The organism is Methylotenera sp. N17, assembly GCF_000799155.1.
Classification (GTDB): domain Bacteria; phylum Pseudomonadota; class Gammaproteobacteria; order Burkholderiales; family Methylophilaceae; genus Methylophilus.
Genome location: NZ_JUGE01000001.1, coordinates 1,577,427 through 1,602,884, shown reverse-complemented (window position 1 = coordinate 1,602,884; position 25,458 = coordinate 1,577,427). Strand labels below are relative to the sequence as shown.

The following is a 25,458-nucleotide window of genomic DNA, read 5'->3' as shown; positions in this document are numbered from 1 at the left end:
TATGAAATTCTCCATCTATCGCTACAACCCCGATGTCGATAAAAAGCCTTATATGCAGGACTACGATATTGCTTTGGAAGACAGTGACCAAATGTTACTGGATGCTTTGGTGCGTATCAAACAAGTAGACGACACCTTAAGTTTGCGTAAATCTTGCCGCGAGGGGGTGTGTGGCAGTGACTCGATGAATATCAATGGCAAAAATGGTTTGGCCTGTATTACCAAGCTAGCGGATTTAGAGCAGCCGATTGTGTTGCGTCCCATGCCGGGCTTGCCAGTGATTCGCGATTTGGTGGTGGACATGACGCAGTTTTTTGACCATTACAACTCCGTTAAACCTTATTTGGAAAATAACGATCCGCTGCCGGAAACCGAGCGTCTGCAAAGCCCAGAAGACCGTGCGAAATTAGATGGCTTGTACGAATGTATTTTGTGTGGTGCTTGTACTACTTCTTGCCCAAGTTTTTGGTGGAACCCTGATAAGTTTGTTGGACCAGCAGGATTGATGCAGGCCTATCGTTTTATTGCAGATTCACGCGATCAAGCAGAAGAAGAGCGTTTGGAAAATCTGGAAGATCCGTATCGTTTGTATCGTTGCCACAACATCATGAACTGTGTGGATGTGTGCCCGAAAAAGCTGAATCCGAATGCGGCCATTGCAAAAATTAAAGATTTAAAAATCGAGCGTGCCAAAGAAAACAAAGAAGCCAAGTCTAAAACCGGTAAAAAGATTTTTGGTATCAAAGTCTTATAGAGAAAAATATAGGCGTCATGTGTTGGAGGTGGATACGATGTTAAATGCAGAAATTATGCAAGATGCAGAACAAAGGCGCTTAGCTTGGCGTTGCAGGCGTGGCATGTTAGAGCTGGATATTGTCTTGCAGCGTTTTATAAAAGAGCAATTTGGCGGTCTCACACTGGCAGAAATGGAAGTGTTTGATGAGATGCTGGAATTACCGGATGGCGATTTTTGGGCCATGATTCAAAGCGTTGGACGGGTAAAGCATGAGGTGGCACTGGAAGGTGTATTGCAAAAACTAAGCTTAGCCAGTGCGCAAAAACAACAGGAGGAAGCATGATACAGCACATTGGTGAAGAGCCTATTGCACTGGATGCGCGCGCTTTGGGGGATTACTGGCCTGGCATACAACTGTATTATCCGCCAGTAAAATATGCCCCAAGTTTGGGTATTTATGAAGACATGGAGCAAGCCTCGGCACGCATGAAAAAGCATGCGCATTTTACCAACGCGCATACGCTGATTTTTGACTTGGAAGATGGTTGCCGCCAAAAGGAAATGAGCCGCGAGTTACTGCGCAAAGAACTGCCTCAGCTCAGAAAAATCAATGAACGCGTGACGATTGCCATTCGTGCCAACTCTTTCCGTACCGATGAGTACGAGGAAGACATGAAGCTGGTACGTGATATGGGCGAATATATTGATGTGGTGATGCTCGCGAAAGCAGGCGAAGCATATGGTGCAGCCGAGGTGCGTGATTTATCTAGCTTTTTGATTAGCATTAATCCCAACATCACCATTCAGCCGATTATCGAGCACCCAAAGTCGCTCAAAATTGCACCAGATTTAATGCAATACAACACCGTCAAACATGTGGTGTTTGGTATCCATGACTTCTCAAAGGCGATGGGGATACACATTACCCCAGAAAACTGGATTGAAGAGCTGTTTTACTTTATCAACCAATTGCTATTTGAAGCACGGATTGCAGGTAAGGGCGTGATTGGCGGAGTGGAAACCCTCATTGGCAGTAACATCATGCCAGAGAAGTTTTTAGAGCCACATGATGTCCGCCGTTGGCTGGATTTGCATGGCGATAACGAATCACGTGTGGTGTACAAGCATGCGTGTAAAGAAGCTGCAATGGGGCTCACAGGCAAACAAGTGATTCATCCAGGCCACATTCATTTGTGTAAAACCGCATACACCCCATCGCCGACGGATATCACACAGAAAGTCAGTATTTTAAAAGCGGCGATTGAGGCAGATGCGCTACTAGGCGGTGCCATTAAATTTGAAGGGGAGATGCTGGATCCGCCTATGTTTGGTAAAGCCTTGCAAACGCTGCTACGTGCGCATGCGTTGCGCGCACTTAAAACCAGCGATATGGAATTTGCCCTACATGTCTTGCAATTATTGCCAGCACAAGTAGTACGTCAGAACTGGCCTTATGGCGTGCTTTTATAAAAATGCATTTTTACCGCGAATCGTTATGTTGCGCAGAGCTCAAAATGCTCATGTACTACATGTACATTCCGCTTTCTGCGCGCTGTGCGCCTTGCGCTTCATCGGTAAATTCTGAATTTTTGGGGTGCGGGTTAACGCCAATACGTAGATTGTTTGCACTAGGGAAAAAATAAGTAAAAGATATTTTGGGGTCATACATGCATAAATTCACTGATTTTCCACCATGGATTTGGAACATTCCAGGCTACTTCAATATTGGCGTGGCTTGTACCGATACGCACCTGAATACGGCACGCGCTGAAACCGTGGCAATGATTGTAGAAGATGATACCTTGGGCACGTCTAGTATTACGTTTGCAGAGTTGGCGCTGCGTACTGATCAGTTTGCACAAGTGCTGCGTAACTTAGGGGTTAAGGTGGGCGATCGCGTGTTGATTCGTCTACCTAATAGTTTGGATTATCCGATTGCCTTTTTAGGTGCCATGAAGATGGGGGCGATTTCTGTGCCTACCTCCACTTTGCTTACCGCAGAAGAAGTCGCGTATCTGGCAAAAGATTCTGGCGCAACAGTGCTGGTAACAGATGCCGCTGCTTGGAATGTGATGGCAGGGCAGATTACACAAAATGCGGCAGATATTGCCAACCTTAACCATGTGCTGGTCACGCAGCTAGAAAACGTGACAGAGGTGAAAGCGGCGGCACTTAACGTGCAGCGCTTGGAAGATTGCATGCTGGCGATTGATAAGATAGCACCAGCGCATACGACCAAAGCCGATGATCCGGCTTATTTGGTGTATACCTCTGGCACCACGGGTTACCCCAAAGGGGTGCTGCATGCACACCGTGCTTTGCTGGGGCGTCAGCCAGCGGCAAAATTTTGGTTTAACTATAGCGAGCAGATACAAGACCGTATCATGCATTCCGGCAAATTTAACTGGACATATGTGCTGGGCACCGGTTTGATGGATCCGCTCTATTTAGGTAAAACGGTCATCGTGCATGAGGGTAAGAATGATGCGCAGAAATGGCTGGATTTGATTCAAAAGCATCAAGCCACCATTTTTATTGGCGTGCCTACTATTTACCGTCAGCTCATTCAAAAAACAAGTGCAACACAAGCCGATATCCAGAGTTTGCGGCACTACATGAGCGCAGGTGAGCACCTCTCCGATGAAGTGCTTGCGCAGTGGCGTGATCGTTTTGGCTTGGATATCTATGAAGCAGTAGGCATGAGTGAATTCTCTTACTATCTTTCTCAGAGCAAGTATCGTCCAATTCGCCCGGGTTCAGCGGGGTTTCCGCAGCCAGGGCATGAGATTCATTTGCTGAATCCAGAAACCATGCAACCAGTGACTGTGGGGGAAGAGGGCATGATTTGCGTGAAAGATCATGACCCAGGCTTATTTCTGAGTTACTGGAATTTAGAAGAAGAAACTGCAAAATACAAGCATGATGGCTACTTTTTCACCGGAGATTACGCCAAATACGATGCAGATGGTTACATTTGGTTTTTAGGTCGTAAGGATGACATCATCAAAAGCTTTGGTTATCGCGTCTCCCCTTATGAGATCGAGCGAGTCTACAAAGGGCACCCTGCAGTAGCGGATTGTGCAGCAGTAGGTGAAGAGCTTGAAAAAGACAAGTTACTAGTGGTGATTTACGTGATCCCTAAACCAGATGCAGCAGTGACCCCGGATGACTTGCTTACCTATGGCAAACAACACTTGGCAGCCTATAAATCACCCAAAACGGTGTATTTGGCAAAAGATTTTCCACGCACAAAAAATGGTAAAATTTTACGTAAAGATATTAGCCCGAATATTGCAACCAGCAAAAGCTCAAGATGACTATCGTTAAGCAAGAAGATTTTATTCAAAGCATCGCCGATGCGTTGCAATATATTTCCTACTATCACCCAGAGGACTACATCCAAGCCTTGGGTGAGGCCTATGCGATTGAAGAGTCGCCAGCCGCCAAAGATGCCATCGCCCAAATTTTAACCAACTCACGCATGTGTGCAGAAGGTAAACGTCCACTGTGCCAGGATACCGGCATTGTGGTGGTGTTTGTTAAAGTGGGCATGCAGGTGCAGTTTGAAACTGATTTGAATCTAGAAGACATGGTGAATGAGGGTGTGCGCCGTGCCTATTTACACCCGGATAACACGTTGCGCGCCAGTATTGTGAACGACCCTGCTGGTGGACGTAAAAATACCAAAGACAATACCCCAGCGATTACCCATGTGGAGTTGGTGCAAGGCAATACGGTCGAGGTCACCGTGGCCGCTAAAGGTGGTGGCAGTGAAAATAAAGCTAAGTTAGCGATGTTGAACCCTAACGACAGTATTGTCGATTGGGTGCTGGAAGTGGTGCCTACCATGGGAGCCGGCTGGTGTCCGCCTGGCATATTGGGTATAGGCATAGGCGGCAGTGCAGAAAAAGCCATGTTACTGGCCAAAGAATCGCTCATGCAACCCATTGATATGCATGCGTTAAAAGCCAAAGGTGCGCAAAATGAAAAGCTGTCTCGTATCGAAGAGTTGCGCTTGGAGTTGTATGAAAAGGTGAATGCGCTAGGGATTGGTGCACAGGGCTTGGGCGGATTAACGACAGTGCTGGATGTAAAAATTTTGGATTACCCAACGCATGCCGCTAGTTTGCCTGTGGCGATTATCCCTAATTGCGCAGCCACCCGTCATGTGCACTTTACGTTGGATGGTACCGGTGTGGCAGAGTTAGCACCGCCCAATTTAGATATCTACCCCGATGTACACTGGAAGCCGAGCGCGCAGGCAAGGCGTGTCAATGTAGACACAATCAGCAAGGCAGAGACGCTGACTTGGCAAGCGGGCGAGACGCTATTGCTGACAGGTAAAATACTAACAGGGCGTGATGCAGCACATAAACGCATTGCCAATATGCTGGCTAACGGTGAGGCATTGCCAGTGGATTTCACTAATCGTTTTATTTATTACGTAGGCCCGGTAGATGCGGTGCGTGATGAGGCGGTTGGTCCGGCTGGCCCGACGACCGCAACCCGTATGGACGATTATACTGAGATGATGCTGAACACTGGATTGTTAGGCTCAATCGGCAAAGCAGAGCGTGGAGATGAGGCGCTTGCGGTGATGGCACGCTACCAATCCGTGTATTTGATGGCGGTGGGTGGGGCTGCTTATTTAGTGAGTAAGGCCATTAAAAAATCACGCGTAGTCGCATTTGCAGATTTGGGCATGGAAGCCATTTATGAATTTGAAGTGGTCGATATGCCAGTCACCGTTGCAGTCAGCGCACAAGGTGAATCGGTACACAAAACTGGCCCTGCGCAGTGGCAGCAAAAAATAGCAATCCGTGCAGTGTAAACCATGATTTTTAATGTGTTAAAAGTCACATAGCTTGCCCGCACGATTTGTTTTAATATGGGTCTTATAAGTAAAATGACGGATAAGAAACTCATGTTAAAACGTTTATACTTTTTGGGCGTGCTACTCGCTTCTGCCAATGTGCAGGCAGAGAGCATGCTGGATTACCTGACCGATGCCAATGGCAAATATATTGGTCCTTCGGTAGAGGATCAGGTGGCGTTGATGGATAAAGACCACAACGGATTTGCAGACGTGTTTGAAGTGCGTGCCTATTTGGAAAAGCAGCATGGCGTTGGCTACCAAAAAGAATTGTTGGATAAATGGGAATCTTCTGCCAGTGGCAAGAGTTGCAGTACCCCATTTGCCAAAGAGTTGTACTCAGATAAAACTTACCAGAACACAACAAACTAGCCTTATTTTAGCTACCTAAATTTAAGCGTTTTTACAAATGTGAAACGGCTTGCAAGATTAGGCTGGTTTATAATGATTTCATCCATTAAGAAACGAGTCTACACACATGTTAAAAGCGTATGAAGCCCACGTGCAGGAACGTGCTGCACAACAATTACCCCCATTACCCCTGAATGCAGAACAAGTGGCCGCGTTGGTTGATTTACTCAAGTCACCCCCAGCCGGGCAAGATGCTTTGCTGCTTGAGTTACTAGCCAATCGCATTCCTGCAGGCGTAGACCAAGCGGCCTATGTCAAAGCAGCTTTCTTGGCTGACATCGCAAAAGGTAAAGCCAGCTCACCCTTGGTATCTGCAGATAAAGCGGTAGAGTTACTAGGTACCATGTTGGGCGGCTATAACGTGCAAGCTTTAGTAGAGTTGTTGGATAGCAATATGGCGGCACAGGTCGTCAAAGCGCTTTCTAATACCATCCTCATGTTTGACGCTTTTCATGACGTGGAAGCCAAGATGAAGGCAGGGAATACCCACGCAAAAACACTGATTACCTCTTGGGCCAATGCAGAATGGTTCACCAGCAAGCCGGTGCTGGCCAATGCAATCAAAGTCGTCGTGTTTAAAGTCGATGGCGAAACCAATACTGATGACTTAAGCCCAGCACAAGAGGCTTGGAGCCGCCCGGATATTCCATTGCATGCCAAAGCCATGCTGGTGAACAAAATGCCAGACGGCTTAAACACCATTGAAGCCCTTAAGCAGAAAGGCCTGCCGCTTGCCTATGTGGGCGATGTTGTGGGTACAGGTTCTTCACGCAAATCTGCAATTAACTCAGTGCAATGGTTTATGGGTAACGATATTCCCAACATCCCCAATAAACGTACTGGTGGTGTAGTGATAGGCAGCAAGATTGCCCCTATTTTCTTTAATACCGCTGAAGACTCTGGCGCATTGCCAATTCAATGCGACGTCAGCAAAATGAAAACGGGCGATGTGATTGTTATTCAACCGTATGAAGGCAAAGTGTTGTCTGAGTCTGGTGAAGTGATTGCAACATTTGAAATGAATCCGATTACTTTGCCGGATGAAGTGCGTGCCGGCGGCCGTATTCCATTGATTATTGGCCGTGGGTTGACCACCAATGCGCGCAAATCACTGGGCTTGCCCTTACCAACTACGTTTATTACAGCAATCCCGGCCAAAGACACTGGCAAAGGTTACACGCTTGCTCAGAAAATGGTGGGTAAAGCGTGTGGTGTGGCGGGTGTGCGTCCCGGCACTTATTGTGAGCCAAAAGCCACCACGGTCGGTTCGCAAGATACGACTGGTGGCATGACGCGTGACGAGTTGAAAGAGCTGGCGTGCTTGGGCTTTAGCAGTGATTTGGTGATGCAAAGCTTCTGTCATACCGCTGCGTATCCAAAACCAGTCGATATTAAATTACAACATTCGTTGCCCGAGTTTATGTCCAGCCGCGGCGGTGTGAGTTTAAAACCGGGCGATGGTGTGATTCACTCATGGCTTAACCGCTTGATTTTGCCTGATACCGTAGGGACGGGTGGCGATTCTCATACGCGTTTCCCGATTGGGATTTCCTTCCCGGCGGGTTCTGGTTTGGTGGCGTTTGCAGCCGCAACTGGTGCCATGCCTTTAGATATGCCGGAGTCAGTGCTGGTGCGCTTTAAAGGCACCATGCAGCCAGGCATTACGCTGCGTGATTTGGTGAATGCGATTCCTTATGCGGCGATTCAAGAAGGTACATTGACGGTTGGCAAACAAGGTAAGAAAAATGTATTCAACGGCCGTATTTTAGAAATTGAAGGCTTGCCAGATTTAAAAGTGGAGCAAGCGTTTGAGTTTGCAGATGCCTCTGCAGAGCGCTCTGCCAATGGCTGTACCGTATTGTTGAATAAAGAGCCGGTGATTGAGTTTCTCAACTCTAATATTGTGTTGATGCAAAACATGATCGAAAATGGTTACCAAGATGCGCGTACGCTACAACGCCGGATTGAGAATATGCAGGCATGGTTAGCTAAACCAGAACTACTACAACCGGACGCAGATGCAGAATATGCGCACGTCATTGAAATTGATCTGAATGAAATCAAAGAGCCTTTAGTAGCTTGTCCGAACGATCCTGACGACATCAAGCCATTGACGGCTGTGGTGGGCGACAAAATTGATGAAGTATTTATTGGTAGCTGTATGACCAATATCGGCCACTACCGTGCAGCAGCCAAAGTGCTGGATGGCGCAGGTGGTATTCCAACACGCTTATGGATTGCGCCGCCAACACGTATGGATGAAGCGCAACTGCGTGACGAAGGTGTGTACTCCACCTTTGGTATTGCAGGTGCGCGTACCGAGGTGCCGGGCTGTTCACTCTGTATGGGTAACCAAGCACGCGTGGCAGATAAAGCCACAGTATTCTCTACCAGTACACGTAACTTTGATAACCGTATGGGTAAAGATGCGCGTGTCTACTTGGGTTCGGCAGAATTGGCAGCTGTGTGTGCTAAGTTGGGCCGCATGCCTACCCACGCTGAATACTTGGAAACGGTCGGTAATAAATTGGCCAATACGGCAGAAATTTATAAGTATTTGAATTTCCACCAAATGACCGAGTACAAAGCTGCGTTAGATACTTTGAGTTCGGGTAAGAAAGTCATTCCGATTGCTGAGTCTGTCTAGTTAAATTTGGTATATCACTCAACCCAACTAAGTATGTAACTTGCCTGGGTTGAGTGCTTTGCTTAAGCTGAACTGTTTTTTAGAGTTAATGTAGTAGGTAACATGCGCTAATTAAATCAGAAAATAAAACGAGTTCAGTGATGCTAGTGATTACTTAATTACAAGCATTTTGACCTTCAACTTTATGCTGTTCTTCATCCAGTATCACTACACGACGGTTTGGCGCTAGACACTCTATTAGTTTTTTGCCTCTAATGCCTTTGCAATCTGCTACGGGTTCAGACTCACCTTTGCCAACAGCTTGCAAACGGCTGGCATCAATACCTTGTGAAACAATGTAATTTTTTACTTGATGCGCACGTTGCTCGGAAAGTTTTTGGTTATAAGCTTCTGAACCAATTCGGTCAGTGTGACCAGTGACCATCACCAATTTAAATTCTTCGTGTTCTTTTAGTTTCGCAACAACACCATCAAGAATAGGCTTGGCACCATCTTGCAGTTTGGCCTTATCAAAACCAAATAGTTTTTCAGCAGAAAGCGTAATTGTCTCAAATTTTGGCTTACATGGTTCAGCAACAGCAACAGCAACTGCTGTAGGAGCTGGAGCTGGCTCTGGCTCTGGCTCTGGCTCTGGCTCTGGCTCTGGCATGGGCTCTGGAGCAGCCGCAATCGGTGTCGGCTCTGGGGCCGCTTCAGCTACTACAGGTGCTGGGGCACCGAAGCGCAAGATAGCGCCTAGGCTAAACACTGTATTACCAATCGTGCCATCTGCATCAATGGTACGTGCTGCATTTTTAGCATCTGATTTGCTCCACTGATGACGTAAGTCAGCTTGTAAACCAAACTCTTCACTGATTAAGTACTGCGCACCCAAACCTACGCTACCCAACCAAGATGTTCTGGTCTTATCTCCAATACCTGCATTGCTATAGTCAACATTGTTACGAGCTGCACCAACGCCAGCCAATAAGAATGGGCGGAATTTATCACGGCTAAACATATACAAAGCATCTATGCCAAGTGTTGTTTGTTTGTATTTACCACCAACACCAGGAAGACCAGTGTCTTCATCAGCACGGTTATAACCTAAACGACCTTGGAAATCCCAGTTTGGGCTCACTTCTTTACCGATGCTGATAAAGCCACCACGGCCATTGTCAGCCTCTAAATCATTATCGGTGTTCATGTAGCTAATTCCTGGCACAGCATACCAAGCGCCACGGTACATATCTTCTGCAGTGGATGCGAGCGAGGTTAACCCTAAAGTTGCTGCAATTGCGATTTTAATCATTTTGTTTTGCATTTTTTGCCTTAATCTAATTGCGTTGAATAGCAGCTGCGCATAAACGAGTGTCTACTTGAACGCATATTACTTAGCAAGCATCAAATATTCTGTGCGGTAGGCCACATAGCTATTTGGAAAGCGCATTAACAGTCACCAACGTCGACTTCAATAGCTTTAGGCAAACGTTTAATGAATACATACGACAAGGCTGCAGCAAAAGTATGATTTAAAAATAAATCACATGGATTATCTCTACGTTAAAGAGAATAAGGCCGGAAATTTTTTATGCCCCTGCACTGGTAGCGAGTTAAAAGTATTGGCTTAAAGTGTAACCTTAAACTTTTTTGAAGATTAGTGTTGCGCCAGTGCCACCAAATGCAAACGAATTGGACATGGCGTATTCTAAATAGTCTACTTTTTGTGATTGATTAGGTACGTAATTTAAATCGCACTTAGGGTCTGCTTGTTGCAGGTTAATAGTGGGGGGTAATTCGTTGCGCTGCATGGCCAATAATGTGATGATGCTTTCTAGCACACCCGCTGCGCCCATCAAATGACCATGCATGGATTTAGTTGAGCTGACTGCTAATTGGTAAGCGTGATCACCAAAAATTTGCTTGATGGCGTTGGTCTCGGTTTCGTCGTTGAATTTTGTGCCGGTGCCATGTGCGTTAATGTATTGAATTGATTGAGGATTTAATCCAGAATCATCCAAAGCCTTTTGCATGGCTGCGGCCTGACCCTCGACCGACGGCACGGCAATATGTTTAAAATCATTGGCTGCGCCATACCCCACAATCTCTGCATAAATATGCGCACCTCTGGCTTGTGCGTGGGATAACTCTTCTAGAATCACCGTCGCTGCACCTTCGCCAATCACCAAGCCAGTACGGTTGGCGGAAAATGGTTTGCAGGATTTACTGATATCTTCTTTGTCTTCTCCGGCCAGCGTGCGAATCGCTTCCCACGATTTAATACTGGCGTAGGCCAAAATCGCATCGGTGCCACCAGCCAATGCCACATCTATTTCGCCATAACGAATGTCTTTCATCGCTTGGCCGATAGCAACTGCTGAGGATGAACATGCTGTTGAGAAAGTAAGGTTAGGGCCAGAAATGGAAAAATGGGTAGCAATAGCTGCCGCTGCGCTGTTGTACATGCACATCAATACGGTGTAAGGCTTTAAGCGGTTTTCACCTTCCACAAATAGCGTCTGGTAACCATCTTCTACCGAATGGATACCCCCCATGCCAGTACCTACATACACGCCAGTGCGTAATTTGTTCAGCCTATCAGTATCAAGTTTTGCGTGTTTAACCGCTTCTTTGCTGGCATGTAGCGCCATTTGCCCATTTCTGTCGAGAATGGAATAGTCACTTTTTTTCTCAAAGTGTTGGGTAGGGTCAAAGTCCGCCTGTGCAGCCACTTTGCAGGAGAGTTTATCTAAATATGGGCCGACAAATTGTTGAATACCAGATTTTCCGGCAAATACATTTGCGGATAACTCATCGATGGTGTTGCCCAAGGGGGACACCAGACCAAAGCCGGTTACCACTACACGACGTTGGTGTTTCATACTAAAAACTTAGTTTTTTGCTGCAATTAAGTCATGTGTGACGTTGACTAAATCTTGTACCGTCACAATATGCTCATAATTTTTAGGGAAAGAAATGTTGTATTGGTGCTCAATACTAAAAATCACTTCAAGAAAGCCGAAAGAATCAATGTCTAAATCCTTTAAAGCTTGTTCTGCGGTTAACTTTTCTGCGGGGATATTTTTTTCTTTGGTAAATATTTCAGTTAAAAACGTTTTAATTTCGTCTTTATTGACAACTTCTTTGCTCATTCAACGGTATCCTTATCACAATTCGCCTTTTCGGCTATATTATTTTTAAATAACTAGAATATAATGCCATAAAGCTTTGTTTAAAGTGCGAGATTTTAATGAATATTTCTGAATTTGGTTTAAGTAATCATTTTAAGCAGTTATCGTTAAAATATGATGAAAGCCATGAGGTTTTATGGACCTACTTTAATCAGAAAAATATCATTCCTTGTGCCAACCATGAAATTATTCACGAGTTAACCCAACACCAGCAAGAGCTTGAAAAAGCTGCGGGCGTGTTGTACTCCAATGACCGTGTTTTTCAAGTGAAGTATTCTGTTGCAGCATCGCTCACACCCAATGTATTCAATCTAGGCGGGCATCTTGCCTTGATTCGTGAATTAGCCTTAAATAAAAACAAAGACGCTTTACTTTATTACGCAATTAAAGGCATTGATATTCTGCATAGCAGGCTGTCACGGTTCAATAACTCCTCTATCGTCAACATCACTTTGGTTCAGGGCTTGGCTTTGGGCGGCGGTTTGGAAGGTGCGTTGGCCAGCGATGTCATCATTGCTGAACGCAAAAGCTATTTTGGCTTTCCTGAGATTTTGTTCAACATGTTCCCTGGTATGGGCGGCTATAGTTTAGTTGCACGTAAAGCAGGGATGAAAGTCGCTGACGAAATGATCCTCAAAGGCAAACAATATACAGCCGAACAAGCGTTTGAGCTTGGTTTGGTCGATGTGTTAGTCGATGACGGTCAAGGTGAAAAAGCGGTGTATGAATGGATTGAAAAAAACAAACGCTACTTTAACGGTTATTTGGCTGCGCAACGTGCCAAAAATAGAGTCAACCCTATTACTTATGACGAGCTGTTGGATATCACCAAAATTTGGGTAGATACCGCTTTAAAACTAGGCGAGCGTGAATTTAGCATCATGGATCGCTTTATCTACAGCCAAGAAAAGCAATACTTAACTGCACCGATGCCACATACTTCGCCAGTGGCGGACAATGTTGTTTCTATCAAACGCGCAGCTTCATAATTCATTGATTGTTTTTGTTTTTCTGCACTACTAATTTGCTGAAGCTTGCTGCGCATGCGTCGCAAGGTAATCTGCAAACGCTAGCTTGGTGTTTTGGTATGCATGGTTAGCTTGCGCAAACAATGTAGGCACCTTGTAAATCTCATTTGGTGTAATGTCATCTAACTCTACACAAATCTGGCTGAGTTCCTCAGCGCCAATGTTGGTTGCACTCCCTGCAATCGCATGCGCCGTGTCATGAATATTCGCAAAATCTAGCGCTTGCACATACACTTTCAAGTCGCTCAAGTTTCTATCGGTATCTTCAATAAAGCCTAGAATCAAGCTTTCAACAAACCCTGCATTTTTACTAATAGAAGCTAACTCTGCCAAACGTGCCAAGTTAAGTGCGGTATTGCCAGTGTAGGATGCAATGATTGCACTTGGTTCTTCGCTGAGCACTTGCTCTTTGCTGGCGGCAAATGAGACCACAGGTGCGGCATCGCGGTAAGATTTTTGTTTGGATTTTGCAACCACTTCTTCAATGGCAAGATTCAACGCATCAATTTGGATAGGTTTTGTGAGGTAAGCGGCAACGCCCAACTCATCGAATTCGGCAATAGTGTTATGTGTGGCATCGGCGCTCAAAATAATGGAAGGTACTTGTGGCAAGCCAACATTAATGGCTTGGTAAATACGTAACGCCTCTAAACCGCCCATTACTGGCATGTTGTAGTCTAAAATCATTAAGTCGTAAGTAGTCTCTTCGAGTTTGTCCAGCGCTTGTTGGCCGTTTTTAACAACATCAAACTGATGCTGACCCAGTGCCAACATTTGTGACAAGATGAGAATGTTGGTCTCGTTGTCTTCTGCCACCAAAATACGGCAAGGTTTTCTCTTGCTGGCTTGCATGGCTTTTTTGAAAGAAATGATTTCAGATGAAACCTGACCTTCAGTGTCCTCATTGGTGACAACATCTAATGGAATCTCAAACCAGAAAGTAGAGCCTTGACCCAACTCACTCTCAATCCCAATTTCACCATCCATTAATTCCACTAGTTTTTTAGAGATAGTGGTGCCTAAACCTGTACCGCCAAATTTGTATTTAATAGATTCTTCGGCTTGCGTAAAGCTCTCAAAAATATGTGGTAAGGATTCTTTTGAAATACCGATACCGGTATCTTTGACCTCAAAACGGACAATCACTTTACCTTGTGAATGTTTAGCAGCGGTCACCCTTACGTAGACAGAGCCTTGTTCGGTAAACTTAACGGCATTACCCACTAAGTTAATCAGCACTTGTTTGGTATGCAATAAATTGCCGTGCAATTTTAATGGGGTGTCCTGCGCAATGTCATAGTCAATGACAATGCCTTTATGATTGGCTTGCGTCTCGAATAAGTTGACAGTAGTCAGAATCAGGTTTTGTAAGTAAAAATCCTCTTTGTGCTCAACGGCTTTGCCACTCTCGATTTTTGATAAATCCAACACGTTATTTACAAGTTCAAGCAATACATTAGATGAGTTCTTCATCACGTTAAAGAGCGTTGCATTGTTTTTATCTAGGTTAGAGGCCTCTAACAAGCTGCATGCACCCACAATCCCGTTAAGCGGAGTGCGGATCTCGTGGCTGATATGTGAAAGGAACTCACTTTTTGCACGGCTGGCAGCCTCTGCCTTGTAAGTGGCCTCTTTCAATCGGTTGAGCAAAGCCAATGCATACATAGGAATAGACACAAGCGTGAATAGCAAGCCATAAAAGCCTGTCATGTGCGATTGCCAGTATGGGCTGTTGAGGCTGGCAATGACAAACCCAGTCAAGCTGGCAATGTAGGTTGCAATCAATAACTGACGACCAAATCTGAAACCGTAGCCGATAATTAGCCAGAGATATACACCAATAAATACACCTCCAATATCATTGGTAAGATGCACAGCAAATGATGTAGCTAATACATCAGATAGCATTGTAATCAATTGACGACTGAGGTTTGGTGCTGAGTTTAGTCTGGTATGTACTAAGAACGCTAACGAGGCAAAGCTAAATATTGTTAAAGCAAAGTAAATAACAGGTTTAACCTGATCGTATGACATGGATACAAATGCTAGCGTCAACGTGATGATGAACAGCCTAAAAACAGCTTGCTGATATTCATCGCCATGCTTGCTAAATTCAATATGTTTGAACGCGTATAAGAATGGGGAAGCAATTTCTTTGCAGAGCATTAAAATGCTATTGAAAAATAGACTTGTATTCATTTTCCAATACTCCTCAAAAGTTAATATTTTTTATCTTAAGAAGCAATTCATATGCCAGTATAGTTTCTTCATTAATTCTAATAAAAACATATAGATAGTATTTGTAAATGTGATTTTTTTGGTGTTGTGAGTAGGAATGTCATCACTAATGACGGAAACCTAACTATTTTCTAAAATTCACATTCGCTTTAAACTTAAATGACTTTCAGTTGGAGTAGTAATTGTTTAAGGTTAATATCTGTTTTTATAAAAACAGCAGTCGCTATATTTAATGCATATGAACTCACAAGGATAGTAATGGCTACGAAAGAAGATATTGAACAGCACTATGATGTAGATAATGAGTTTTACGCGTTATTCCTTGATGATAAGTATCTTGGATATACATGTGGTGTATGGGATACCGCAACAACAATTGAGCAATCTCAAACAGATAAGTTTGAGAGGCTTTGCAACTATTCCCACGTAAAGTCCGGTGGCAAGGTTCTTGATGTTGGATGCGGCTGGGGAGGGCTATCAACATATATCAATGAAAATTTTTCTAATACCCATGTGCACGGCTTAACACTCAGTACTAAGCAGCTAGAGTATGTAAATAGTGCAAATAATCCAATCGCATCAGCTGAGCTATGTGCATGGCAAGACTTTCAACCACCAGAAACTAAATTTGATGCAGTTATTTCTATTGGCTGTCTCGAACATTTTGCTACGTATGAAGACAGTATTTCTGGTAAACAACGAGAAATCTATAAGCAGTTTTTTGATTGGTGCTTAAGTGTTACTACTCCCGACGCCTATGTCGGACTTCAGACAATTATTATTACAAGACTCCCAAATAATATTGATGAGCTAAGAGATTCATGGCTTGTACATAAGATATTTCCTGGCTCTGCATTAGCGTCAATTAGTGATCTCCAAGAGGCTGTGATAGATAAATATGAAATATCTGCCGTAAGTAGAATTGGTCACGATTATGTACCTACTTTACAAGCTTGGAGTGAGAAAATGTTGCAGAATAAAGAAGCGCTAATAGCGCAATATGGGCAGGTACTTTTTGATGAGTATCTTGCATATTTTGATGGTGCTAGACGTTGCTTTGAAACTGGCTATTTTGACTTATATCAGGTCTCACTGAAAAGAGCGCAACCAACAAGAATTTTTAAAAGGTAACTATTTTGTATTTTTATAATATTTTAATATATTCAATATGTTAAAAGATATTTCAAAGAAAATAGCAGGCTTTTTACCTGCTATTTTCTTTTTTTCAGGCTTTATATGGGATGCACTAACCATTGGCCGTAGCGTAGCCACATCTGACTTGCTGATTTTTTCCGGGTATTTATTTGCGGCGGGCATGTTGCTGTATATCATGAGTCGTCCAAGTTTTATTTTGGTAGACGAAACGACTATCCCCAAACGTTTGCACTGGTTTTTTACAACAGGTTGGCCTTATCTAGCGCTTCAGTTTTTGTATGGTAGCTTGTTGAGTGCGCTGTTTATTCTGTACTTTAAAAGCGCTAATCATGCATTGGCTTTCCTAACCTCAATTCTTCTTGGCGTGTTGCTCATTGCCAATGAGTTCTTAGAAAATGCGTATCGTCGATTTACTTTAAGCTGGGCGCTGTTTGGCTTGTGCGCCATTTTACTGTTTAACTTTCTGTTGCCGTTTCTATTCGGGAGCGTGCATCCGATTTGGTTTTATCTCAGTACGATTTTGGGTGCGAGTTTGGTGATTTATCTGTATTCCAAGACTCCGCAGAATCTGGGCAGCATTCTGCCGGTGTGGCTGATTGCCGGGGTGCTCATGCTGGCGTATGCTGCGGATATGATTCCTCCGGTGCCATTGGTGACACGCGACGTTGCTATTGCTTATGACGTGAAAAAAGAAGACGGCAACTACTTTATTATCCAGCAGCGTGGCCCGATATGGCAGTTTTGGCGCAAGACAAGTAACCACCTGAAAGTAGTGCCCGGACAGCGGCTATATTGCTTTTCTCCCATATTTGCACCAGCAGGGCTAGAGGTGCGTTTGTATCATCGCTGGCAATTGTATTCAAAGAAAAACGGTTGGCAGACGCAATCGCGCATTGGCTTTGATTTAAACGGTGGGCGTAACAATGGTTATCGCGGCTATACCTACAAGCAAAATATATCGCTAGGAGAGTGGCGGGTGAGGATTGAGACTGAGAATGAGAAAACCATTGCCGTTCAATCATTTACTGTGAGCGAGGAGACGGGAACTCCTCGCCATATTCGCTATAAGTATTAGTGCTTATTGTCATCCGCGTGTGTCATCAGCTTATCGATATAAGCAATCGAAACCGCTGAAGCCACAAACGTCATGTGGATAATGGTTTGCCACATCATGACATCGTTGCTCAAATTTGCAGCATTAATAAAGGTTTTGAGCAGATGAATCGATGAAATGCCGATAATCGCGGTAGCCAGTTTGACTTTAAGCAAGTTGGCATTCACGTGAGATAACCAGTCTGGCTCATCCGGGTGGCCTTTTAAGTTTAAGCGCGATACGAAGGTTTCATACCCACCCACAATGACCATGATCAGTAGGTTTGAGATCATCACTACATCAATTAAGCCTAACACAATCAACATGATGTCGGCTTCGCTGATGGTGGCAGTTTTGCCCACCAAATGCACAAGTTCTACTGCAAAAAAGTAAACATATACGGCTTGTGCAATGATCAAGCCTAAGTAAAGAGGCAGCTGTAACCAGCGGCTACCAAACAAAATGTTGGTCATGATGTTGCTTTGTTTGTACTGGCTTGGGCTAATGTTGGTGTTTTCTTGCATGGTGCGATGTACTCGAAATCAAAAGTTGGATTTTACCTGAAGTGTATGACTATGTGATGGCATACTCGAGATTAAACTGTGCCGATGCGTCCAAACCCAATAGCTCAGTAATGCTGGGCATGCTGCTGCTGAGTATTTCCGGTAGTTGCCAAGGTGGGTTAATGACAAACATACCACTCCCGTACATGCCAAAGCCATCTGCATGCGGTTGTTCTACTTGTAAACGTATGTCCAACCAATTTTGCGTGTTCAGTTGTTGCAGTGCCTGCACCATCGCGCCGGGTTCCGGGCGTTGCAGTAACGGATACCAAACCAAATACGTGCCAGTTGCAAATCGCTTGAGGCTATCTTGCAGGCTACTCACGACACGCTGATAGTCTTCTTTCAGCTCGTAAGGCGGGTCAATCAATACCACGGCGCGTTTGATGGGTGGCGGTAAACAGGCTTTAAGACCATGAAATCCATCGACCATCTCGGCTTTAATTTGACGATGCTTACCCGCAAAATGCTGCTGCAACAGCTTAAAGTCATTTGGGTGCAGCTCAAATAAACGCAGCTTGTCATGGTCGCGCAAAAAATGCGCAGAAATCTGTGGCGATCCAGGATAAAGCTGAAGCGAACCTTCTGTATTGACTGCGTTTACCGCTTCTAAGTAGCGCTGCACTAATTCAGGTAAAGCGTCTGAAGCCATTAAGCGGGCAACGCCCGTTTCAAACTCTCTATTTTTTTGCGCAAAACCATCTGTAAGCGCATACATACCAGCGCCTGCGTGCGTATCGATGACCCAATAAGGTTTTTCTTTTTGATTGAAGTAGCCAAGTACTAAGCTCAGCACATAGTGCTTCAGTACATCGGCGTGATTGCCTGCATGGAATGCGTGTCGGTAACTCAGCATAAAAATTCAACGATTAAATGATGGCTATTATAAAAGACTAAACCGTTATCTCTACGTGAGATTGTCGACAAATAATGCACGGTTGCGTTTTGTAAGCTGTAGGGCTTCTTTTTATACACAAAGGATGAACATGAAAAAGACATTATTAATACTTGCAGCGGCAGCCGGGTTTGCATTCACCACCATGAGCATTTACGCAAACCATCAAGAAGGTGGCGAGCAAAAGACAGCGCAAGATGCATTAAAAGACGATATTAACAAAGATGGAAAAATCAGCTTTGATGAGTTTAAATCTGTACGCGATCAGCATTTGCAAGAACGCTTTAAACGTCAGGATACGAATAATGATGGGTTTATTGATGATGTAGAGCGTAATGCGATGAAAGAAAAATGGCGTGTACATCGCCAAGCTGCACATGATAAATGTGTGCAAAAAGCACGTTAACCTCATCTAAATCACGCAAGGTTTTGAATCAAGCAGCTTCTTAAAAAAGCTGCTTTTTTATTGGCACTTTGCTGGCCATGGGGTAGCATATTGGCATGACTACACCGCACAACCATGACGCCGACATGCATCACACGCATGCACATCCACAAGACAATACACATGCAGAAGACCACCAGCATGCTAACCCGTTTTTAATACCCTTTATTCTAATTGCCGTGTTTGCAGTCATCGAATTTTCCGGTGGGATATGGACAAGGTCGCTGGCTTTGCTAGGCGATGCCTGGCATATGTTTTCCGATGTGTTCGCGCTGGGCTTAGCCATGTATGCCTCCCATCGTACAGCCAAGGCGCGTCGCGAGGCCAAGCATAGTCGTGCTGAAATCATCGCTTCTATCTTAAATGCGGCGCTCATGGTGATAGTGGTCGTATGGATTGTGATTGAGGCGTTTGATCGCTTGCAACACCCGTATGTGGTGGCCGGTGGCTATGTGATGCTGATCGCATTTTTTGGGCTGGTGATTAATTTAATCGTCGCCCAGCGTTTGCACCATCACGCCCATCATCATGGCGGTAAGGATAATCTCAATCATCGTGCGGCTTTGTTGCATGTGATGGGCGATGTGTTGGGCTCGGTGGCGGCACTGATGGCTGGTGTTGTGATCTATTACACTGGTTGGCTGGCGATTGATCCATTACTTTCTTTGGTGATTTCTGTGCTCTTGTTGTTGGTGACCATGAGTTTAATCAAAGATATTTGGCTAGATATTCGTGGCGAAAGCCAACACAACAGCCATGAACACCATCATTGATGGCTACTATCAGTGTTGCTTATCTATTAGGTCGCAGTAATACCGTTGAGTAAACCACAAGGAGTTAACCATGCCATACGTCAATATTAAACTTGCAGGCGCTGTCACCCGCGAACAAAAAGCGGAGATTGCCAAAGAAATCACCGAAACCTTGGCGCGCGTAGCGCATAAACCCGCTAATTACACTTACATTACCTTTGAAGAAGTGGAATACGAAGACTGGGCGATAGGTGGCAAGCTGCTGGACGAGTAGGCATGTTACGTTGAATAGTCGTTACGCCGATTTCGCTTAACTCGGCAAGCCAATGCTAAAATGCAAGGATGTTTGATCCTAAACCTATTTTAAAAAACCTGCCCAATCTGCCTGGGGTATACCGCATGATGAATGCGGAAGAGGTGGTGATTTATGTAGGCAAAGCAAAAGACATTAAAAAGCGCGTTTCCAGCTATTTTAATAAAAATCTGCCGAGCCCGCGTACACGTATGATGGTGTCGCAAATCGCCAAGATTGAAACCACGGTGACGCGGTCTGAAGCCGAAGCGTTGTTGCTGGAAAATAATCTGATCAAAGGCTTAATGCCGCGCTATAACGTCCTGTTCCGGGACGATAAATCGTACCCTTATATTGCACTGACAGGTGATGCTTTTCCAAGGCTGGCATTTCATCGTGGGACGCAACGCCAAGCCACCAAGTCTACAGGGCGCAGTCAATACTTTGGCCCTTTCCCTAACTCAGTGGCGGTGCGTGAGAGCATACAGCTGCTACAAAAAGTGTTTAAGTTACGGACTTGCGAAAATACGGTATTTGCTAACCGGTCACGCCCTTGCCTGCAATACCAAATCGAGCGCTGTACCGCGCCCTGTGTGGATTACATCAATCAAGAAAATTATGCACAAGATGTGCACCATGCGGCGTTGTTTCTGGAAGGCAAAACCAGTGAGGTGATGGATGTGCTAGGCGATAAAATGAACACAGCCGCCGCCAATCAGGAGTACGAAGCTGCTGCGGTGTTTCGTGACCGTATGCAAGCCTTACGGCAAGTGCAGGCCAAGCAGTTTGTGAGCGATTTCACTGTATCTGACGCTGATGTCATTGCCTGCCAGGCATTGGAAGGGCAGCATTGCATTAACTTGGTGATGATTCGTGGTGGCCGTCACTTGGGGGATAAAAGCTTTTTCCCAAAAAACAGTCAGGATGCTGAACTGAGTGAAACGATAGAAGCGTTTATTACCCAGCATTACACCGCACAAAATACGCCCCCCATGATTGTCTGTGGCATGGAGATTGCAGCCAGAGATTTTGAAGAGGTGTTAAGCGAGCAAGCGCAACGCAAAATTAAGATTATTACCAATCCCATTGGCGATAAACGTGTCTGGTTAAAAATGGCAGATACCAATGCGGAACTGGCGTTATCGCAACGTGCTGCTTCCTCTGCTAATCAAGCAGCCAAATTGATTGCCTTGCGTGAAGCATTAAACTTATCCGAAACCGTAGAACGCATTGAATGCTTTGATATTAGCCATACCATGGGTGAGGCGACCGTAGGCAGCTGTGTGGTGTTTGATAAAGGTGATATGCAAAACAGCGAATATCGCCGTTACAACATCACAGGCATCACACCGGGGGATGATTATGCTGCGATGCGCGATGTGCTGACACGACGCTATAAGAAAGTGGCTGCTGGTGAAGGTAAGCGCCCGGATTTGGTGTTTATTGATGGTGGTAAAGGGCAATTAGGGATTGCAATTGAGGTCATGCAAGAGGTCGGGTTGGACGATATTTTGCTGGTAGGGATCGCGAAAGGCGAGGAGCGCAAACCCGGGCTGGAGACCATGATTTTCTCGGATACCGGCGAAATGCTCAATTTAGAAAAAGACAATCAAGGTTTGCATCTATTACAGCGTATCCGTGATGAGGCACACCGTTTTGCCATTACGGGGCACCGTGCCAAACGAGGCAAAGCGCGGATCACTTCTAGTTTGGAAGACATTGAGGGTGTTGGTGCTAAACGCCGCAAAGCGCTACTCACCCGTTTTGGTGGTTTAGACGGCGTAAAAAATGCTAGCATAGATGAACTTGCAAAAGTAGATGGTGTGAGCCAGTCTCTTGCAGAAAAAATCTATGATCAATTTCATTAAGTGATTAAAACTATGTTGTGGAATGTGCCAAATATTTTAACGGTGTTGCGGATTGCCTTGATTCCTGTATTTGTGGGAATCTTCTATTTACCTAAAGATGCCATGACACTGGCTGCGTTTCCAGCGCACTGGGTAAACTTCACTGCTACTATCGTATTTGCGTTGGCCGCCGTTACCGATTGGCTTGATGGCTACTGGGCACGTAGGTTTAATCAAATGTCCGGCTTCGGTGCTTTTTTAGATCCGGTGGCCGATAAATTGATGGTGGCTGCTGCCTTGATTGTGTTGGTGGAGTTTGAGCGCATAGGCGCAGTGATTGCATTAATTATCATTGGGCGGGAGATTGCCATTAGTGCCTTGCGCGAATGGATGGCCAATATTGGCAAAAGTAGCAACGTGGCAGTGGCGATGATTGGTAAAGTGAAGACTGCTGCACAGATGCTAGCGATTTTATTACTACTTTATTACGATAATATTGGGCACTTCAACACCAAGTTCGTTGGGCAAGTGCTGATTATCATCGCAGCAATTTTAACATTGGTATCAATGGCTTATTATTTAAAAGCGGCATGGCCGGTGATGAAAGATTCGATGAAATAAATTGTCAAGACAAATAATTCGCAGGATATTGTCATAAAACCTGCAAATGCGCCTTGACACTAAATTTAAAATCGCTAAAATGCTCGCTTCTTTACGGCACACGACGTAATGATTCATGCGGGAATAGCTCAGTTGGTAGAGCGCAACCTTGCCAAGGTTGAGGTCGCGAGTTCGAGACTCGTTTCCCGCTCCAAATATTAAAAAGGGAAAGCACAACAAGTAGCTTTCCCTTTTTAGCTTAAATCTTTCAGCTTTGTTTGAAAGACACGGCGCGATAGCAAAGCGGTTATGCCGCGGCCTGCAAAGCCGTTTAGGCCGGTTCGACTCCGGCTCGCGCCTCCAAATACCTAAGTCCGCAGTAAATACCTCGTTATTCAATGCTTTGGTGTTGTGCCAGTTTATGTATCCTGTCTCCTACGCAATAGTAATTTACTGGCAGTCCCCCAGAAATGTTGTTACATTAGTGCGTGTTTAAGAATAACAACGCGAATTTTCGTACTAAACAGGTTACTTGAATGAATTTGGAAAACAGTCAAATGCACTTAGAAGATCTGGCAGATCAGCAAGATGCAAGTTTTGATTCACTCTTAGGCTGTTTGATGCTGGCCTGCCGAACCCATCATATTACGACTACTAAAGATGCGGTGATTGCTGGCTTGCCATTGCCTAACGGCAAAATGACGCCAGCAATTTTTAAACGCGCAGCTGAGCGGCTGGGACTTTCGGTCACCGTGCTTAAAAAGCCGCTACAGTCTATTCGTAAAGAATTCTTACCCGTCACACTACTGCTACATAATGATGAGGCATGTAAGCTTGCCCGCATTGATTACGCCACCAATACCGCCTATGTGATTTTTCCTGAATTGGGCGATGCTGAAACGCATTTGCCTTTGGCTGAATTAGAAGCCAAATATGCCGGCTATTTCATTACAGTCAAGCCCAAGTATATGTTTGATCAACGCGCACCAGAGGTAGGTAAGGTGCGCTTAAGACATTGGTTCTGGGGTACGTTGGCAGAGAATAAGCGCATTTACCGTGATGTGATGTTGGCCGCTCTTCTGGTCAATATATTTGCGCTGGCCATGCCTTTATTTACGATGAACGTATACGACAGAATTGTGCCAAATCGCGCGATTGAAACCATGTGGGTCATGGGCTTGGGTGTACTCATCATTGTGGTGGGTGATTTGATTTTACGTACCATGCGCGCTTTTTTCCTAGATTGGGCCAGTGCACGGATTGATGTCAAGCTCAGTGCGCGCATCATGGAGCAAGTGCTAGGGCTACATTTGGATCAGCGGCCAAACTCTGTAGGCTCTTTTGCCTCTAACCTACGTTCCTTTGAGAGTGTCAGAGACTTTATTACCTCTGCCACCATCACCGCTTTAATTGACTTGCCGTTCGGCATTATTTTTATTGTCGTCATTGCCTGGATTAATTGGGTCATGGTCTTGCCCGTTGTGATCGGCGCCATCATCATGCTGGTATATGCCTTGAGTGTGCAGACCAAAATGCATGAGCTATCAGAAACCATGTACCGCGCTGGTGCTATTCGTAATGCCACGCTGATAGAAAGCTTGGTGGGCTTGGAAACTATTAAATCCTTAGGTATTGAAGGCAATATGCAACGCAAGTGGGAGCATAGTGCACGCTATCTCACTGAGGTGGGCAGTAAATTGCGCTTACTGGCTTCTTCCATTAATAACGGCTCTAATGCCATTCAACAGATATTGACTGTGGTACTGGTGTTGCTAGGCGTCTATATGGTCACGAGTGGTGATTTGACGATGGGGGGCTTGATCGCAACTACGATGCTGGCTTCTCGGGCATTGGCACCCATTGCGCAAACAGCTGGCTTGTTGAGTCAATATCACACAGCGTCTACCTCATTGCAATCGTTAGACGAGATCATGCATAAGTCAGTAGAGCGTCCCGCTAATGCTAACTTTTTGTCTCGTCCATCGTTCCGTGGCGATATTGAGTTTAGAGAAGTCAGTTTTCAATATCCGGGCGCAGAAGAGCTGGCGTTGACTAAAGTGTCTTTCAAAATTAAAGCCGGTGAACATGTGGCTTTATTGGGGCGCATGGGCTCAGGCAAAAGTACCATCAATAAGCTGATTTTGGGTCTGTATAAACCTACAGAAGGCGCGATTTTGATTGATGGTATTGATTCTAGACAAATAGACCCGGCCGAGTTGCGCCGCAGTATAGGATACGTACAACAAGATACACATTTGTTTTATGGCTCATTGCGCGACAACATTGCCATGCGTGCCCCTCATAGCAATGATGCTGCTGTACTGGCGGCAGCGCATGTAGGCGGCATCGATGAGTTTGCCAATGCACACCCCAAAGGTTTTGATTTGTTGGTAGGTGAGCGTGGCGAGACACTCTCCGGTGGCCAAAAACAAGGCGTAGGCATTGCCCGGGCGTTTATTACACGGCCTTCGATTGTGTTGTTAGATGAACCAACCAGCGCGATGGACCACTCTGGCGAAGATGCAGTGAAAAAACGACTGGCTGAGGCTACCCACCTGCACACGATGGTGTTGATTAGCCATCGTTCGGGATTATTTGATTTGGTCACGCGTCTCATTGTGATTGATGCTGGCCGCGTAGTGGCAGATGGCAAGAAACAAGATGTCATCGAAGCGTTACGTGCAGGCAAAGTGGGTAAAGCCCATTGATGAGG

At 45.1% G+C, this 25,458-nt stretch carries 22 protein-coding genes and 2 tRNA genes; 18 read left to right on the top strand and 6 right to left on the bottom strand.

The window, feature by feature from the left end; all coding sequences use genetic code 11:
- The first annotated feature begins 1 nt into the window (after position 1).
- From FG11_RS07635 to acnB, 7 genes are all read left to right on the top strand, one after another.
- Positions 2 to 754: a succinate dehydrogenase iron-sulfur subunit gene (locus tag FG11_RS07635; protein WP_020182484.1), complete on the top strand. Its 753-nt coding sequence runs from the start codon at positions 2 to 4 to the stop codon at positions 752 to 754.
- 37 nt (positions 755 to 791) lie between these two features.
- Positions 792 to 1,079 carry an FAD assembly factor SdhE gene (locus FG11_RS07630; RefSeq protein ID WP_047534094.1) on the top strand — a complete coding sequence of 96 codons (288 nt, stop codon included), beginning with the start codon at positions 792 to 794 and terminating at the stop codon, positions 1,077 to 1,079.
- Positions 1,076 to 2,206, top strand: coding sequence for an HpcH/HpaI aldolase/citrate lyase family protein (locus FG11_RS07625; RefSeq protein WP_020182482.1), 1,131 nt, complete (start codon positions 1,076 to 1,078; stop codon positions 2,204 to 2,206). Before FG11_RS07630 ends, FG11_RS07625 begins: the two co-directional genes overlap by 4 nt.
- A gap of 197 nt (positions 2,207 to 2,403) precedes the next feature.
- On the top strand, positions 2,404 to 4,053 hold the full coding sequence (locus FG11_RS07620; RefSeq protein ID WP_047534093.1) for an acyl-CoA synthetase: 1,650 nt from the start codon (positions 2,404 to 2,406) through the stop codon (positions 4,051 to 4,053).
- The gene (locus tag FG11_RS07615) at positions 4,050 to 5,567 is read left to right on the top strand and encodes a fumarate hydratase (protein ID WP_020182479.1); all 1,518 of its coding nucleotides are present in this window, start codon (positions 4,050 to 4,052) and stop codon (positions 5,565 to 5,567) included. Before FG11_RS07620 ends, FG11_RS07615 begins: the two co-directional genes overlap by 4 nt.
- Positions 5,568 to 5,660: 93 nt before the next feature.
- Entirely contained in the window at positions 5,661 to 5,981 is a 321-nt protein-coding gene (locus FG11_RS07610) for a hypothetical protein (protein ID WP_025224633.1), read from the top strand.
- A gap of 106 nt (positions 5,982 to 6,087) precedes the next feature.
- A complete protein-coding gene (acnB, locus tag FG11_RS07605; RefSeq protein WP_047534091.1) occupies positions 6,088 to 8,667 on the top strand; it encodes a bifunctional aconitate hydratase 2/2-methylisocitrate dehydratase in 2,580 nt (859 codons plus the stop codon).
- A gap of 154 nt (positions 8,668 to 8,821) precedes the next feature.
- Here acnB and FG11_RS07600 read toward each other — a convergent pair whose 3' ends face one another.
- The 3 genes from FG11_RS07600 to FG11_RS07590 form a co-directional block, all read right to left on the bottom strand.
- Positions 8,822 to 9,970, bottom strand: coding sequence for an OmpA family protein (locus FG11_RS07600; RefSeq protein ID WP_047534089.1), 1,149 nt, complete (start codon positions 9,968 to 9,970; stop codon positions 8,822 to 8,824).
- A 316-nt stretch (positions 9,971 to 10,286) separates the two neighbouring features.
- On the bottom strand, positions 10,287 to 11,528 hold the full coding sequence (locus FG11_RS07595) for a beta-ketoacyl-[acyl-carrier-protein] synthase family protein (protein ID WP_047534087.1): 1,242 nt from the start codon (positions 11,526 to 11,528) through the stop codon (positions 10,287 to 10,289).
- A 9-nt stretch (positions 11,529 to 11,537) separates the two neighbouring features.
- The gene (locus FG11_RS07590; protein WP_020182474.1) at positions 11,538 to 11,798 is read right to left on the bottom strand and encodes an acyl carrier protein; all 261 of its coding nucleotides are present in this window, start codon (positions 11,796 to 11,798) and stop codon (positions 11,538 to 11,540) included.
- Between the two features lie 98 nt (positions 11,799 to 11,896).
- Between FG11_RS07590 and FG11_RS07585 the strand changes: the two genes are divergently transcribed.
- Entirely contained in the window at positions 11,897 to 12,826 is a 930-nt protein-coding gene (locus FG11_RS07585; RefSeq protein ID WP_020182473.1) for a crotonase/enoyl-CoA hydratase family protein, read from the top strand.
- Positions 12,827 to 12,856: 30 nt separating this feature from the next.
- Here FG11_RS07585 and FG11_RS07580 read toward each other — a convergent pair whose 3' ends face one another.
- Entirely contained in the window at positions 12,857 to 15,064 is a 2,208-nt protein-coding gene (locus FG11_RS07580; RefSeq protein WP_081978196.1) for an ATP-binding protein, read from the bottom strand.
- A 297-nt stretch (positions 15,065 to 15,361) separates the two neighbouring features.
- Between FG11_RS07580 and FG11_RS07575 the strand changes: the two genes are divergently transcribed.
- Together FG11_RS07575 and FG11_RS07570 are read left to right on the top strand one after the other, a co-directional pair.
- The gene (locus tag FG11_RS07575; protein WP_047534082.1) at positions 15,362 to 16,234 is read left to right on the top strand and encodes a class I SAM-dependent methyltransferase; all 873 of its coding nucleotides are present in this window, start codon (positions 15,362 to 15,364) and stop codon (positions 16,232 to 16,234) included.
- A gap of 37 nt (positions 16,235 to 16,271) precedes the next feature.
- The gene (locus FG11_RS07570) at positions 16,272 to 17,333 is read left to right on the top strand and encodes a DUF2914 domain-containing protein (RefSeq protein WP_047534079.1); all 1,062 of its coding nucleotides are present in this window, start codon (positions 16,272 to 16,274) and stop codon (positions 17,331 to 17,333) included.
- Here the strand turns inward: FG11_RS07570 and FG11_RS07565 are convergent.
- Together FG11_RS07565 and FG11_RS07560 are read right to left on the bottom strand one after the other, a co-directional pair.
- Positions 17,330 to 17,875 carry a TIGR00645 family protein gene (locus FG11_RS07565; protein WP_020182469.1) on the bottom strand — a complete coding sequence of 182 codons (546 nt, stop codon included), beginning with the start codon at positions 17,873 to 17,875 and terminating at the stop codon, positions 17,330 to 17,332. The genes FG11_RS07570 and FG11_RS07565 overlap by 4 nt on opposite strands.
- A 49-nt stretch (positions 17,876 to 17,924) precedes the next feature.
- A complete protein-coding gene (locus FG11_RS07560) occupies positions 17,925 to 18,770 on the bottom strand; it encodes a 23S rRNA (adenine(2030)-N(6))-methyltransferase RlmJ (RefSeq protein ID WP_047534078.1) in 846 nt (281 codons plus the stop codon).
- Positions 18,771 to 18,900: 130 nt separating this feature from the next.
- Between FG11_RS07560 and FG11_RS07555 the strand changes: the two genes are divergently transcribed.
- The 8 genes from FG11_RS07555 to FG11_RS07520 all read left to right on the top strand — a co-directional run bounded on the left by FG11_RS07555 (position 18,901) and on the right by FG11_RS07520 (position 25,453).
- On the top strand, positions 18,901 to 19,215 hold the full coding sequence (locus tag FG11_RS07555; protein ID WP_047534077.1) for a hypothetical protein: 315 nt from the start codon (positions 18,901 to 18,903) through the stop codon (positions 19,213 to 19,215).
- A 95-nt stretch (positions 19,216 to 19,310) separates the two neighbouring features.
- Positions 19,311 to 20,027: a cation diffusion facilitator family transporter gene (locus FG11_RS07550; RefSeq protein WP_020182466.1), complete on the top strand. Its 717-nt coding sequence runs from the start codon at positions 19,311 to 19,313 to the stop codon at positions 20,025 to 20,027.
- A 70-nt stretch (positions 20,028 to 20,097) separates the two neighbouring features.
- The gene (locus FG11_RS07545) at positions 20,098 to 20,280 is read left to right on the top strand and encodes a tautomerase family protein (RefSeq protein WP_020182465.1); all 183 of its coding nucleotides are present in this window, start codon (positions 20,098 to 20,100) and stop codon (positions 20,278 to 20,280) included.
- Positions 20,281 to 20,348: 68 nt separating this feature from the next.
- Positions 20,349 to 22,166: an excinuclease ABC subunit UvrC gene (uvrC, locus tag FG11_RS07540; protein WP_047534076.1), complete on the top strand. Its 1,818-nt coding sequence runs from the start codon at positions 20,349 to 20,351 to the stop codon at positions 22,164 to 22,166.
- 12 nt (positions 22,167 to 22,178) lie between these two features.
- A complete protein-coding gene (gene pgsA / locus FG11_RS07535; protein ID WP_020182463.1) occupies positions 22,179 to 22,766 on the top strand; it encodes a CDP-diacylglycerol--glycerol-3-phosphate 3-phosphatidyltransferase in 588 nt (195 codons plus the stop codon).
- A gap of 117 nt (positions 22,767 to 22,883) precedes the next feature.
- A tRNA-Gly gene (locus FG11_RS07530) sits at positions 22,884 to 22,959 on the top strand.
- Positions 22,960 to 23,034: 75 nt separating this feature from the next.
- Positions 23,035 to 23,108 (top strand) — tRNA-Cys (locus tag FG11_RS07525).
- A 194-nt stretch (positions 23,109 to 23,302) separates the two neighbouring features.
- Positions 23,303 to 25,453 carry a type I secretion system permease/ATPase gene (locus FG11_RS07520; RefSeq protein ID WP_052185086.1) on the top strand — a complete coding sequence of 717 codons (2,151 nt, stop codon included), beginning with the start codon at positions 23,303 to 23,305 and terminating at the stop codon, positions 25,451 to 25,453.
- Positions 25,454 to 25,458 lie beyond the last annotated feature (5 nt).

Excerpts from the sequence above, each read along its gene's own strand:
- FG11_RS07635 (WP_020182484.1), top strand. The coding sequence starts at position 2 with ATGAAATTCTCCATCTATCGCTACAACCCCGATGTCGATAAAAAGCCT.
- FG11_RS07630 (WP_047534094.1), top strand. The coding sequence starts at position 792 with ATGTTAAATGCAGAAATTATGCAAGATGCAGAACAAAGGCGCTTAGCT.
- FG11_RS07625 (WP_020182482.1), top strand. The coding sequence starts at position 1,076 with ATGATACAGCACATTGGTGAAGAGCCTATTGCACTGGATGCGCGCGCT.
- FG11_RS07620 (WP_047534093.1), top strand. The coding sequence starts at position 2,404 with ATGCATAAATTCACTGATTTTCCACCATGGATTTGGAACATTCCAGGC.
- FG11_RS07615 (WP_020182479.1), top strand. The coding sequence starts at position 4,050 with ATGACTATCGTTAAGCAAGAAGATTTTATTCAAAGCATCGCCGATGCG.
- FG11_RS07610 (WP_025224633.1), top strand. The coding sequence starts at position 5,661 with ATGTTAAAACGTTTATACTTTTTGGGCGTGCTACTCGCTTCTGCCAAT.
- acnB (WP_047534091.1), top strand. The coding sequence starts at position 6,088 with ATGTTAAAAGCGTATGAAGCCCACGTGCAGGAACGTGCTGCACAACAA.
- FG11_RS07600 (WP_047534089.1), bottom strand. The coding sequence starts at position 9,970 with ATGCAAAACAAAATGATTAAAATCGCAATTGCAGCAACTTTAGGGTTA.
- FG11_RS07595 (WP_047534087.1), bottom strand. The coding sequence starts at position 11,528 with ATGAAACACCAACGTCGTGTAGTGGTAACCGGCTTTGGTCTGGTGTCC.
- FG11_RS07590 (WP_020182474.1), bottom strand. The coding sequence starts at position 11,798 with ATGAGCAAAGAAGTTGTCAATAAAGACGAAATTAAAACGTTTTTAACT.
- FG11_RS07585 (WP_020182473.1), top strand. The coding sequence starts at position 11,897 with ATGAATATTTCTGAATTTGGTTTAAGTAATCATTTTAAGCAGTTATCG.
- FG11_RS07580 (WP_081978196.1), bottom strand. The coding sequence starts at position 15,064 with ATGAATACAAGTCTATTTTTCAATAGCATTTTAATGCTCTGCAAAGAA.
- FG11_RS07575 (WP_047534082.1), top strand. The coding sequence starts at position 15,362 with ATGGCTACGAAAGAAGATATTGAACAGCACTATGATGTAGATAATGAG.
- FG11_RS07570 (WP_047534079.1), top strand. The coding sequence starts at position 16,272 with ATGTTAAAAGATATTTCAAAGAAAATAGCAGGCTTTTTACCTGCTATT.
- FG11_RS07565 (WP_020182469.1), bottom strand. The coding sequence starts at position 17,875 with ATGCAAGAAAACACCAACATTAGCCCAAGCCAGTACAAACAAAGCAAC.
- FG11_RS07560 (WP_047534078.1), bottom strand. The coding sequence starts at position 18,770 with ATGCTGAGTTACCGACACGCATTCCATGCAGGCAATCACGCCGATGTA.
- FG11_RS07555 (WP_047534077.1), top strand. The coding sequence starts at position 18,901 with ATGAAAAAGACATTATTAATACTTGCAGCGGCAGCCGGGTTTGCATTC.
- FG11_RS07550 (WP_020182466.1), top strand. The coding sequence starts at position 19,311 with ATGACTACACCGCACAACCATGACGCCGACATGCATCACACGCATGCA.
- FG11_RS07545 (WP_020182465.1), top strand. The coding sequence starts at position 20,098 with ATGCCATACGTCAATATTAAACTTGCAGGCGCTGTCACCCGCGAACAA.
- uvrC (WP_047534076.1), top strand. The coding sequence starts at position 20,349 with ATGTTTGATCCTAAACCTATTTTAAAAAACCTGCCCAATCTGCCTGGG.
- pgsA (WP_020182463.1), top strand. The coding sequence starts at position 22,179 with ATGTTGTGGAATGTGCCAAATATTTTAACGGTGTTGCGGATTGCCTTG.
- FG11_RS07520 (WP_052185086.1), top strand. The coding sequence starts at position 23,303 with ATGCACTTAGAAGATCTGGCAGATCAGCAAGATGCAAGTTTTGATTCA.